Source organism: Paenibacillus sp. FSL P4-0081 (assembly GCF_000758565.1).
In the GTDB taxonomy this organism is placed as follows: Bacteria; Bacillota; Bacilli; order Paenibacillales; family Paenibacillaceae; genus Paenibacillus_AQ; species Paenibacillus_AQ phytohabitans.
In genome coordinates, this window is sequence record NZ_CP009280.1 from 2,731,100 (window position 1) to 2,743,299 (window position 12,200).

Genomic DNA, 12,200 nt, shown 5'->3' on the forward strand with positions numbered 1-12,200 from the left:
ATCATAAGGAGAGCTTAGCATGAAAATAGAAATATCAGATCCTTACGTAACCAGTCCGGTGTTTGAAACCAAGCGGTTCCGTCTCAGACAGGTACAACTGAAGGATGCAGAGGATTTATTGGGCTGTTACAGTGACCCTGAAGCCAGCCTGCTGTTTAACAGTGACAATTGCCGCTCAGATTTCCGGTTGAACACCCTGAAGGATATGCAGAATATTATCGGGGTATGGCTCGGGGAATATGAGAAAAGAGCCTATATACGCTTCAGTGTTGTGGATAAATTAGCGGGCACAACTGCAGGGACCGTTGAATTTTTCTGCAGAAGCGGAGTGGACGGGGATGAGCAGAGTACAGGCGTATTGCGGCTGGATTTGGCCTCACGCTATGAGACAGAAGAGAACTTGTGCGAGCTTATCTCTCTAGCAGGAGAACGTTTCCGTGAATGGTTTGAATTCAGCGGGATTGTGACCAAAGCAATGCCGCAGGCAGAACGGCGGATTCGTGTGCTGCGTCAGGAGGGGTACCACCGCTTAGAGCTGAACGGAAGCTTTGGCTATAGCGATTATTATCTGAAAAGATCCAATTAAAAGTAAATGAATAGTATTATTTGTCTCAGCCCTTTTTGTCTCCCCTTTGGAGTACAGGAAGGGCTAAATTTTTTGCTGAACAATGTCGAAAAAAAGAGTAGAGCTACGATGACATCTGCGTATAGAATAGATAAGCGCAGATTTCTTTTGCAGAATGATAAATTGATTGAGGCAAGGGTGGTAACGTCAGATGGATACACATAAAGCCAACACATGGTTAGGAGGATTGGCCGTCTATATTGTTGCCTATTTGGCAGCGGTGCTGCTGGATAATCATCTGATGTTTGGAATCGTCACAGTCATAGCGCCTATGCTGGCCTGTCTGTATTACCGGATATCCGGACCGCCTCCCGCGCTGCTGAGAAGGCCCTTCCGGCTGATCAGTTACGGGTTCTTCCTGTGGGTGATCTGTGATGCACTGCTGCTGACAGGGTTATACGGCTTCCATTTCTCAGCTGACGACACGTCAACTTTTACCCTTACCGCACTTACGCTCTATTCGGTTACAAGAACGATTATTCTTGTTGCAGTCCTGCAGATGTATGGAATCTTCAGACAGGGCATCAATAAATTACAGGTGCTGTGGGATCAGATCACAACGCTGGAATGCATTGTGGGCAGTATCTGGTTTGTTTTTTTTCAGGACGGGTCATTCCGTTTGGCGGATATGAATTACCGTACCCTGATCCTCTTCTTCTATCTGCTGGCCCCCCTGCTGACCCTGGCCTCACTGATGCTGATCTGGGTGTACATGAAGCGGGAATACCGTACAACGGGCTTCAAGCTGCTGATTGCCTCCATTGCCCTGGTATCCTCCGTGGATCTGGTCCAGGCGCTGAATAATGGGATTATGTCCGGCTACCTCATAGACGGACTCTATAAATTATCCATTGTGTGCATAGCCGCAAGCTGGATTCTGGTGCGCCAGTATCCGATACAAGCGGAGCAAGGGCTTGCCGAACCCCAGCCCGTAACGGAAAGCCGGACCTTGAAGAGCGGAGTGCTGTTCATGGCGTATCCGGCACTGATTTTTATACTCAAAGGATTCTCTGTATATGTGTTTCTATATTTCACCATCATTATCATGGCTTATTTCATCGTCCGGCTGTATGCCAAACAGATCGCCTATACGAGAAAATTGCTGGACACCGAAAGGGAGTACAGCGAGAAGCTGCGGCTGTACATGGATGTGGTTGAACAATCCCCATTGTCTATAGTCATCACCGATATGGATAGCCTCATCGAATACATAAACCCTTATTTCACGGAAGTTACCGGTTATTCCAAGGAGGAGGCCGTCGGCAATAAACCGTCGATTCTGAGGTCGGACAAGAACCAGGCTGAAACGTACCGGAATATGTGGGAGACGCTGATACTTGAAGGCAAATGGCAAGGGGAATTCATTAACCGTAAGAAGAGCGGGGAAGAGTACACGGAAGCCGTAATTATCTCTTCTATTAAGAATGAACGGGGCCAGACCACGCATTATGTGGGCATTAAGGAGAACGTCTCGGAATATAAGCGGATCAAAAAAGAGCTGTCGGACCAGCTGTATTTCACCTCCCAGCTGGTGGATACTTTACCGCATCCGCTATTCTATATGGATGCCGAAGGGAACTTTCTCGGCTGTAATACGGCCTATGAGGAAGCGTTCCAGGTATCCCGCAGGGTCTTTACGGGAACTCCGATGAGCCGGCTGCCGCATCTCTCGCAGGAGGGCTTCGGAATTCTGAGTGAGATGAAGGATGAAGTGACGGCCAGCGGACTGCCGGCGACCCGGCAGATCCAGCGCAACTTCGCCACCGGGGAAGAGCATGATATTCTCTATTCCCTGTCTGCTTACCGGTTGTCTGACGGCACAGTGGGCGGGTACCTGGGGATTCTGACAGATATCAGTGATCTGAAGCATAAAGAGAAGGAGCTGCTCAACAGCCGCAATTTCCTGGATGCGATTATTAACCATATTCCGGTCATGATTAACGTCAAGGATGCGCAATCCTTGAAGATATTCAAGGCAAATCAGGCGGGAGCTTCCTTCCTCGGTATGACTCCGCAGGAGATGGAAGGCAAGGATAATTACGATTTGTACCCTGAAGAGCTGGCGGGCAAGCTGAACGGCAGTGACCGGAAGGTGCTGGAGACGGGCAGGCTCTTCAGCGAGATTGAGATTGTTACGGATGATGCCGAGCTCTGCAATCTGAAATACGTGCTGGCTTCGAAGGTGCCGATTCTGGATGCAGAGGGGAAGCCCCTCTATCTCCTTAGTGTGTCCGAGGATATCACTGAAGTGAAGCGCAAGGAGGAGGAGCTGAAATCCGCGCTTAATCTGGCGGAAGAGGCGACAGCTGCCAAATCGCAGTTCCTGGCGAATATGAGCCATGAGATCCGGACGCCGATGAATGCCATTATCGGGATGGCTTATCTGGCGCTGAAGACAGAGCTGGATCCCAGGCAAAGTGACTATATCTCCAAGATTCATAATGCCGGAACTTCATTGCTCGGTATTATTAATGAAATCCTAGATTTCTCCAAGGTGGAGTCGGGGAAGCTGGAGCTGGAGAATATTGATTTTGAGCTCCCGGATGTAATCGGGAATGTGGTGGATATCTCAGGACAGTCTGCACTGGACAAGGGGCTGCAGATGTCCGTTCAGCTTCCTCCTGATGTTCCGCGCCAGCTCAGCGGTGATCCGCTGCGGCTGGGGCAGGTCCTTACCAACCTTCTGAGTAACGCCGTTAAATTCACCGAGAAGGGTGAAGTGGTTATTCTGGTAGAGAGAATCAGCATGATCGACAGCATGACGAAGCTTAAATTCAGTGTGCGGGATACAGGGATCGGCATGAGCAAGGAGAGTGAAGGAAAGCTGTTTCAGGCGTTCACGCAGGCGGACAGCTCTACTACAAGAAGGTTCGGGGGCACAGGACTGGGTCTGGCCATCAGCCGGAAGCTGGTGGAGATCATGGGCGGCAGCCTGTGGGTCGAGAGTGAGGAAGGGCAAGGGAGTACCTTCGCCTTCACGGCCTGGTTCGGAATTCCTGCTGTGCAAGACTCAGGGGCAAAGGCAATGAGAGATACAGCAACTGGTGTGAAGGACAAGGATTACGGCCTGTCCGGTGTGCGGGTACTGCTGGTGGAGGATAACGAGATTAATCAGCAGATTGCGGAAGAACTGCTGCTGAGCCAGGGAATGATTATCGACATTGCCGGCAACGGAGCGGAAGCCGTGCAGAAGATTGAGGAGATGTCCGCGGATCTGCCTTATCAGCTGGTGCTGATGGATCTGCAGATGCCGGTCATGGACGGGTTCGAAGCGTCGCGGAGGATCAGGGCGGCAGAAGCTGAGCTGCCGATCATTGCCATGACCGCTAGGACCATGCAGGAGGAGCGGGAACGAAGCTTCGCGGCTGGCATGAACGGCCATGTGGCGAAGCCGGTCGATCCGGATATCCTTTTTGCCAAGATCAGCAGGTGGACATCGGATGCTTCCAGGGAGGAGCAGCCGGATTACGATGAACGTGAGCACAGGCGTCCGCAGGAGGCACAAGGGACTTCCGGATTCCGCATAGAGGGTATTGATACAGAGAATGGCCTGAGACGTGTCGGAAATAATGAGGCGTTATATATACAGCTATTGCTGAAATATTCAGAGAGCCAGCGCGATACCGCCCGGAAGCTCCGCAGCTTCATTAAGCAGGGGGATGAGGAAGCCGTGTATATGCTGGCTCATAGTCTGAAGGGAGTTGCCGGGAACCTGGGGGTAAAAGAAGTGCAGAAGCTTGCCGATTCGCTGGGCAGAATGCCGAATTATCATGAGCAGCCTGAGAAGCTTGAGGCGCTGGTGCTGAGGCTGGATGCGGCTGTGCTGGAGAGCTGTACAGCGATTCGCAGGCAATGGGGGTCTGCCGGGCCCTCTGCCGCCCTGATGGCTGAGCTTGATCCGGAATCGGTTGCACAGCCGCTGGCTCCTATGGCGGGGAAGCTGCTCGGAATGCTGATGGACAGTGACAGCGAAGCCGTTGATTATTTCATTTCGGTGCGTAGCCAGCTTGCAGGATATATGCACCCAGAGCAGCTGGTTCAGCTGGCTGACTGTCTGAACCGGTTCGAATATGAGGCAGCGATAGAAATGATTGAAACGGTAATACAAGAAAGTAAATATGAACAGAGGTTGATATAAATGCTGGACACTAGACCTGTAATCCTGGTAGTTGACGACACGCCGGACAATATCTCACTTCTCAGCGGGCTGCTTAAGGAGCAATACAAAGTAAAGGTAGCCATCAACGGGGAAAAAGCATTACAGGTGGCCAAAGCCTCACCTCCTGATCTGATCCTGCTGGATATTATGATGCCGGTTATGGATGGCTACGAGACCTGCCGCCGGCTTAAGGAAGACGGGGAGCTGAGAGAGGTTCCGGTAATCTTTTTGACGGCCAAGGAAGAGGTGGAGGATGAGAATCTGGGATTTGATCTGGGGGCCGTAGATTATATTACGAAACCGATCAGTTCGCCGATTCTGCTATCCCGTGTCAAAACGCATCTCACCCTGAAGCAATCCAAGGATTTCCTTGCGGACAAGAATGAGTTCCTTGAGGCGGAGATCTCCCGGCGGATTAAGGAAATCTCGCTCATCCAGGAAGTCTCGGTTATGGCGATGGCCGCGCTTGCCGAAATGCGTGACTCGGAGACCGGCAATCACATTCAACGGACGAAGCTCTACATTGAAGAGCTGGCCACCCAGCTAAGCCGGACGGGAAAATATGCGGAGGTGCTGAGTCCGGAGCATATTAACCTGATTGTGACTTCCGCGCCGCTGCATGATATCGGCAAGGTGGGCATTCCTGACCACATCCTCCTGAAGCCGGGGGCGCTGACCCGCGAGGAATTCGAAGTGATGAAGACGCACACGACACTCGGCAGGGAAGCCATTCTGCGGGCAGAACGGCTTATGGACAAGCCGGAGACTTTTCTGCGCTTCGCCAAGGAAATTGTCTATTCCCATCATGAGAAATGGAACGGAACCGGATATCCCGAGCAGATTGCCGGTGAACAGATTCCCCTGTCAGCCCGGCTGATGGCGGTAGCCGATGTCTACGATGCGCTTACGAGCAAGCGGGTATATAAAGATGCAATGACGCATGAGGAGGCGGTCGGTATTATAGTAGGCGATGCCGGAATACATTTCGATCCTGACATCGTGAAGGTATTCGTGAAGAACAAGCATAAATTCAAGGAAATCGCCGAGCGGTATACCAGCGAGCTGGCAGGATGACCGGTCATGGATTGGCAAATAGTGAATAGCGAAAAGAACCGGATCACCCCGCATAGAAATTACTGATATTTTAAAGTTATACAGATCAATCTGGAGGACCGTCCGCTGCATATACGGATTGCGCAGATTGTTTATTTTGAGGGGGCGCTGGCTTCGTATGTGTAGGTTGGCGGTATGAAATAAGCAAAAGGCAATAAGCAATAAGCAATAAGCAATAAAGATCTTTTTCCATCCCTTATGGGGTGGAGGAGGGTCTTTTTTTTAGAAGCGATTTGGAGCATCCGACCCTGGGTACAATCTGCTGCTTCGTACGCCTTGATTGGGCTTAAGAGAACGAGAGTGGAGACGAGCCGAATGTATGCGAAAAACCGAATACAATGTGCCAATGGTAGTGGAGATGAGCCGAATGTATGCGAAAAACCGAATACAATATGCCAATGGTAGAGTAGACGAGCCGAATGTATGCGAAAAACCGAATACAATGTGCCAATGGTAGAGTAGACGAGCCGAATGTATGCGAAAAACCGAATACAATGTGCCAATGGTAGAGTAGACGAGCCGAATGTATGCGAAAAACCGAATACAATGTGCCAATGGTAGTGGAGATGAGCCGAATGTATGCGAAAAACCGAATACATTGTGCCAATGGTAGTGGAGACGAGCCGAGTTATTTTACTTTTGATGTGCCGCGCTTGATTCGTCCTCCGGGCGATTTTGTTATTACTTTGGAGATTAAGCACCGTTATCTTGGGGGGAGAGGGCTGGAGGCGGAAATGTAGGGGATAAATGAATGCTTGCTTTAAAGTGCACTTTAAGGATTATGATGGTTCATGAAGGCGAAGGCGCTGAGGCAGGTGAGTTTGTCGGTTCCTATTAGTTATGTAGAGCGGGTAGCCGGCCATGCGCCTGGAAAGAAACTTTACTTAGGAGGTACAACTATGCACAAGTATATAAATAGCAGCGCAACACCCCAAGCTCCGATTGGGAGCAGTTTTGGTGCCGGGACTACGGCGGAACAAGTAATCGGCAACCTCGATTTGAGCGGAAAAATAGCCATCGTAACCGGCGGATATTCCGGCATTGGCCTGGAAACTGCACGTGTACTCGCCGGTGCCGGAGCTACAGTCATTGTACCGGCACGGACACCGGACAAGGCCAAGGCTGCAGTCGCCGGAATTCCGCGTCTGGAGCTTGAAGCCCTTGATCTCATGGACCCTGCTTCCATCGACAGCTTCGCCCGGCGTTTCCTGGATTCAGGACGGCCGCTGCATATGCTGGTTAACAGTGCCGGCATTATGGCTGCACCGCTGGCGCGGGATACCCGGGGCTATGAATCCCAGTTTGCCACCAACCACCTGGGGCATTTCCAGCTTACGGCCAGGCTCCTGCCGGCATTGAAGCAGGCAGGCAATGCCCGTGTTGTATCCGTAACATCGCGGGCACACCGCCTGGGCGGTGTCGATCTGGACGATCCTAATTTCATCCACCGTGAATATGACAAATGGACCGCCTATGCCCAGTCGAAGACGGCAAATGTACTGTTCGCCATAGCATTGGATGAGAAGGCTAAGGGTCAGGGAATCCGGGCCTTTGCAGTGCACCCGGGATTAATTCCATCCTCCGGCATCGGGCGTTTCTTGGAAGCGGAAGAGCTTGGCGTCAAGCCGGTCCCGGAGGCGCAGGATGTGAAGCATGAACAGCCGGCTGGCAGTGCCGGAGCAGACCGGATGAAGACAGTGGAGCAGGGCGCGGCAACCAGCGTCTGGTGCGCAGTAAGTGAACAACTGGCAGGTATGGGGGGAGTCTACTGCGAGGATGTTGATCTGTCCGAAGCTGTCCCGGCTGGCAGTGTGCAAGGCTCCGGGGTATGGCCCTGGGCAGTAGACCGGGAGATTGCGGAGCAGCTGTGGACGCTCAGCGAGAAGCTGACGGGAGTGGGATTCGCGATTTAAGCGGATATCCTGCTGCGGGAATACAGCGGACGATTCGCAGGTGAGAAGCTAGTGTAAGCACAACGCTGGCTCAGGGCACCCAGGTACTCAAGCGCTCAAGCTTGACTTAAAGTGCATTTTAACCCCTATACTATAAGAAAAACTTGATCACTGCCGTGATCTGAGGGAAGTGACCGCTTTGAGTATATTGATCAAAGAAGCTGCGGCCAAGCTGGGGCTCCCCGCCCATACCATCCGCTATTATGAGAAAGAAGGGCTGCTGCCTTCTCTACAGAGGGACGGGCAGGGGAACCGTGTTTTTGAACAGGGTGATCTGGACTGGATCTCGCTTATGACCTGCTTCCGGGCCACAGGAATGCCAGTGGCCGGACTGAAGCAGATCGTTAACCTAGCCGCAGAAGGAGATTCCACGATACCCGAAAGGCAAGCAATTCTGGAAGCCCACAAGCTCGAGCTTCAGCGCAGGCAGGAGGAGCTGGACCGGGCTTTTACAGCGGTAAATATGAAGCTGTCACGGTATGAGACAATTCTGAAAGGCCAGCCGGACCCCGATGCAGGTAACCCTATGGGATTGTGCTGAGCCTAGCTTTTATAGGGCATCGAGCTTCTGAACTTGGTCAAATATAGCTTCACCTACTGCCTGCGGCTGCTCTTGTCAATATAGTGGAGACGGTGGCCTGTCACTTCCGCGTAATGCGAGTCGAACGGGAAGTCCGCGCGGATAGGAGGGATGTCAGAACGAGCTCCGCCGGTTGATTAGTTGCTGGCAGTTCCACTATACTTCAAATTTAAGTCTATTTCTGTAAAAAAAGATACTCCCGGGTCCGGGAGCATCTTAGGACTATCGTTATACTATTTTCTTAACAATATTATTCAAAATTATACAGACTTAACCCTCACCCGCACCATGGCCCATAGTAGAAATTAATTGGGAGCTATTCAGATCTGTTGTGAATCCGATACCTCCAACCGGTAACATAATTACAAGTAGAAGACTAAACGAAGTTAGAAACGTGATAAACTTTTTGGTCATTTGGATCCTGCACCTCTCTGATTAGAAATTTATACTGCACTTGCTCTTCTTCGCTGGCCTCATGCCGGTGCTGCTCAAACAAATTTACACATTTAATGATTAGGCTTTCATTATTGATTCTAACGGATGATTCCAAACTTTTGAGTATTACGCTAATTCCATCGTGCCGTTTGTTGTGCAGATTATACATGGCTAGCTCAGTGAGGAATCTGGCATGCTGGTCTGCAATAATCTGATGATTATATTTGCCGAAGCCGGAGTTGTAAGGTTCATAAGGAACATGCTTGGAAAACCTGGCAAGAATGTAATCTATATTCCATCCGTAGCGGTTTGCTGATTTAATAATATTATAGACAGCTGTAAAAACCTGCCCCTCGTGGTTAGAGATATAGTCTACATAATCCTGCAGCCCCTCATATTGCCCGGCCATTACACGGTAGAGGTGGGTGTTTGCCGTTCCCCAAAGCTTAAATTGAGCTAACGTCTCCCGGACCTCATCACTGTCTTCCTGTATCCAGTCTGCCTCCATATATTGTGGAATAAGATTCAGAGCCGCTGTATAGTCCCCATACTCTTCCTGCACACTGGAGCGCATAAGATAGGAATATAGAATGTAGAAGTATAACGGTTTCTCAGGAGCTTTCTCGCTTCTGTCCTTGCGGCCGGAGGGATGCTGGAAATTGTAGCTGAGCGTAGCCAAACGGAGCATCTCCAGTGCCAGCTCATCTACCTTGTCCCACTTGTGCAGTGAATAATAGACATGCATCAGGTGTTTCAGCCCATCCAGCTGATCCGCTACCTCTAACCGCTCAATATAGCATTCAAAAAGAAGAGCCGCCTGCAGATTGAGGACTTGGCTGTCACCAATGGAAATGCGGAATACGCGGTATTGGCATATAGCAAGCCGTTCGGAATGCTGATACTTCTCACTTGCACTCACATTCTTGTACAGAACCGCTGCTGCCTGCCATTGGCCCTCCTGAAACAAGCCTTCGGCCACTTCAAACAGCATGGGTGCATAGATTAAATTGTCGAGCAGATTCCTAACCACAAGTTCAATACAGTCAAGCCGCCCAAGCGCTGCTGAACTCAGAATGAACGGGCGCAGTCGCCGCCAGGTTGGTGCTGAATGATAGAAGCATTCGTCCACATACAAACTATAGAAATGGTCCTCCGGTACTCCCATCCCCCGGGTAATCAATTCCAAATGACTCATGGCGATCGGCTGCTGGCCGTTAAGCAAACGGCTGAGCGTTCCCGAATTAATGCCGGTCTGTATGGAGAATTGATTAATGGACATATGCTGTGCAGAGAGATAAGCCTCTAAATGACTGCGAATCGTGGCTGCAGGCTCCAAAGAAACACCACCAATCCAATACCATAATTTAGGTCCTTAATGTTATAAGTGTATAATATGCGCCATTATACCACCGGTCAAGAGTGTGATTGGTAGAAACAGTGAACAACAGGAAAAAGCATCCCCAATGTAACAGGAACGCTCTCCCGAATTATTGCAGATGGTGGTAAGAGATGCTTAGCTTCCGAAGCTGGACTAGGCAGTGAAAATACCCGCCCCTCCTTTGCTCTTCCGGCTCTCGATCACCTCTTCGTAATCCTTGATCAATCCGTCGAAAATATGCTCCCAGGAACGTCCGAGCGCGAGGCGCCGCCCTTCCCGGCCCATAGACGCCCGCAGTGCATGCTGGGCGGCTAGGATACTAATCCCGCGTGCCAGCGCTGCCGGATTACGGGGTTCGAACGGATTCCCGGTGATACCGGGAACGACCAGATCCCTGGTACCGCCAGCATCTGCGGCGATGACCGGCAGCCCCGAAGCCATGGCTTCAAGCACGACATTCCCGAAGGTTTCCGTGCAGGAAGGGAAGACAAACAGGTCGGCTGAAGCGTACAGCTCCGCCAGCTCTTCGCCATGCTTCGCACCGGTAAAGGTTACGTTGTCCGGTGCCTGTGATCTGAGCTCAGGCAGGAGCGGCCCGTCTCCGACAATCAGCAGCTGCACACCGGAGCGTACGGATTCCGGCAGGAGCTGCATGGCGAGCAGCAGGGTGGCGATATCTTTTTCCGGGGCAATCCGCCCGACATAGAGCATAACCAGAGGCGCGCGCATACCATACCGCTCCCGCAACTCTTCACTTCGTTTCTCAGGTGAATAGAGAGTGCAGTCGACGCCTCTGGACCACAGGCGCAGTCTCATGAAGCCCTCTGCGCGCAGCGAGGCTAATGTCTCCTGGGAAGGTGCCAGCACAGCATCGCAGGAACGGTGAAACCACTTCATATATTTCCAGTAGAGCGGGACAATTCTTCTCATTTTGTAATATTCCAAGTATCGGTCGAAGTGGGTGTGGTATGAGGCAACATGAGGGAGCTGCTGCTTGCGGGCATAGCGGAGGCCGGATAAGCCGATGTTGAACGGGGTGGCCAGATGGATCAGATCAGGGGCGAAAGCCGTTAGCTCACTTTGAATAGAGGACATGCCCGGCAAGGCCAGCCTGCACTCGGGATACAGAAAAAACGGGATGCTGGCGATGGGGCGGACGGGATCTGGGTAGCTGCTCTCCGGTGCGGACTTAGGGGTAAACAACAGATGCTCAATCCCCCTGCGGTGCAAATGGCCGGCTAACCGGCTAAGCGTGCGGGCAACACCATTGGTCTGCGGAAGAAACGTGTCCGTGAATAGAGCCATACGCATCGGAATCCCTCCCTGTATTCTTGTTGCCTTGAGCTTAGCAGGCGAATATTTCATGGAGATCAACCGCAGGTTAAACATCTGGCATAGAGGAAGATTGGGGAGTTTCGAATCTGCTTTTTTTCAAGAAGGGGTGGAGCGGGTATACATAGGTATCAGGAATGAAGGAGGTAAGAGGATATGAATAAAGATCTGCCGCCAGAGGTTCCACCGAAGGTTGTACCCGAAGTGAAGCCGGACATGATCCCTGAACCGGGACCGGTTGTAATTCCGCCGGAGGTTCCTCCACAGGAGCAGCCGGAAATTATTCCGCAGATCCCGCCGGAGATTATTCCGAGGGAGCCTTTGTAATTGTTGATATAAGCCGGGCATGGAACGGCATCGGGATAAACACGACATTGGGATAATAGGAACAATACGTGACAATAGGAACATTACCAGTAATTATAGGAACAGTACGTGATGATAGGAAAAATATAGGATGGATTACAAGGAGCGTCCGGGAAACCGGGCGCTTTTTGGCTGCTTGGGAGATTATACATTTGGAATATTGCGATAACTCAGTTTGGAGGCGCCGGAAGCGGGCGGGATGATGTTGTTCCAAAGTAAACTTTGTAGTTGCTTCGCGCCAGTAATATGATTTGTCCTTT

Annotated in this window: 9 protein-coding genes; 7 read left to right on the forward strand and 2 right to left on the reverse strand. The window is 51.2% G+C overall.

All coding sequences use genetic code 11. The features are described from left to right. The first annotated feature begins 19 nt into the window (after positions 1-19). From P40081_RS11480 to P40081_RS11500, 6 genes are all read left to right on the forward strand, one after another. Positions 20-586: a GNAT family N-acetyltransferase gene (locus P40081_RS11480; protein ID WP_052421777.1), complete on the forward strand. Its 567-nt coding sequence runs from the start codon at positions 20-22 to the stop codon at positions 584-586. Between the two features lie 190 nt (positions 587-776). Next, a complete protein-coding gene (locus P40081_RS36320) occupies positions 777-4,763 on the forward strand; it encodes a PAS domain S-box protein (protein ID WP_052421778.1) in 3,987 nt (1,328 codons plus the stop codon). Further along, positions 4,764-5,858, forward strand: a complete 1,095-nt coding sequence (locus P40081_RS11490; RefSeq protein ID WP_042135525.1) for a response regulator — start codon at positions 4,764-4,766, stop codon at positions 5,856-5,858. A gap of 614 nt (positions 5,859-6,472) precedes the next feature. Continuing rightward, positions 6,473-6,637 (forward strand): hypothetical protein, encoded by a 165-nt coding sequence (locus tag P40081_RS38375; protein ID WP_197074349.1) that lies wholly within the window; start codon positions 6,473-6,475, stop codon positions 6,635-6,637. A 159-nt stretch (positions 6,638-6,796) separates the two neighbouring features. After that, the gene (locus P40081_RS11495; protein ID WP_042135527.1) at positions 6,797-7,810 is read left to right on the forward strand and encodes an SDR family NAD(P)-dependent oxidoreductase; all 1,014 of its coding nucleotides are present in this window, start codon (positions 6,797-6,799) and stop codon (positions 7,808-7,810) included. A 178-nt stretch (positions 7,811-7,988) separates the two neighbouring features. After that, a complete protein-coding gene (locus P40081_RS11500; RefSeq protein WP_042135528.1) occupies positions 7,989-8,390 on the forward strand; it encodes a MerR family transcriptional regulator in 402 nt (133 codons plus the stop codon). Between the two features lie 415 nt (positions 8,391-8,805). Here the strand turns inward: P40081_RS11500 and P40081_RS11505 are convergent, their stop codons facing one another. Together P40081_RS11505 and P40081_RS11510 are read right to left on the reverse strand one after the other, a co-directional pair. Beyond that, complete coding sequence (locus P40081_RS11505) at positions 8,806-10,200, reverse strand: helix-turn-helix domain-containing protein (protein ID WP_231575328.1); 1,395 nt, start codon at positions 10,198-10,200, stop codon at positions 8,806-8,808. Positions 10,201-10,395: 195 nt separating this feature from the next. Then, on the reverse strand, positions 10,396-11,553 hold the full coding sequence (locus P40081_RS11510) for a glycosyltransferase family 4 protein (protein ID WP_042135530.1): 1,158 nt from the start codon (positions 11,551-11,553) through the stop codon (positions 10,396-10,398). Positions 11,554-11,730: 177 nt separating this feature from the next. Here P40081_RS11510 and P40081_RS38380 point away from each other — a divergent pair, with 177 nt between their 5' ends. Continuing rightward, on the forward strand, positions 11,731-11,901 hold the full coding sequence (locus P40081_RS38380) for a hypothetical protein (protein WP_156118586.1): 171 nt from the start codon (positions 11,731-11,733) through the stop codon (positions 11,899-11,901). Positions 11,902-12,200: the final 299 nt, after the last annotated feature.

Excerpts from the sequence above, each read along its gene's own strand:
- P40081_RS38380 (WP_156118586.1), top strand. The coding sequence starts at position 11,731 with ATGAATAAAGATCTGCCGCCAGAGGTTCCACCGAAGGTTGTACCCGAA.
- P40081_RS11480 (WP_052421777.1), top strand. The coding sequence starts at position 20 with ATGAAAATAGAAATATCAGATCCTTACGTAACCAGTCCGGTGTTTGAA.
- P40081_RS11490 (WP_042135525.1), top strand. The coding sequence starts at position 4,764 with ATGCTGGACACTAGACCTGTAATCCTGGTAGTTGACGACACGCCGGAC.
- P40081_RS11495 (WP_042135527.1), top strand. The coding sequence starts at position 6,797 with ATGCACAAGTATATAAATAGCAGCGCAACACCCCAAGCTCCGATTGGG.
- P40081_RS36320 (WP_052421778.1), top strand. The coding sequence starts at position 777 with ATGGATACACATAAAGCCAACACATGGTTAGGAGGATTGGCCGTCTAT.
- P40081_RS11510 (WP_042135530.1), bottom strand. The coding sequence starts at position 11,553 with ATGCGTATGGCTCTATTCACGGACACGTTTCTTCCGCAGACCAATGGT.
- P40081_RS38375 (WP_197074349.1), top strand. The coding sequence starts at position 6,473 with ATGTATGCGAAAAACCGAATACATTGTGCCAATGGTAGTGGAGACGAG.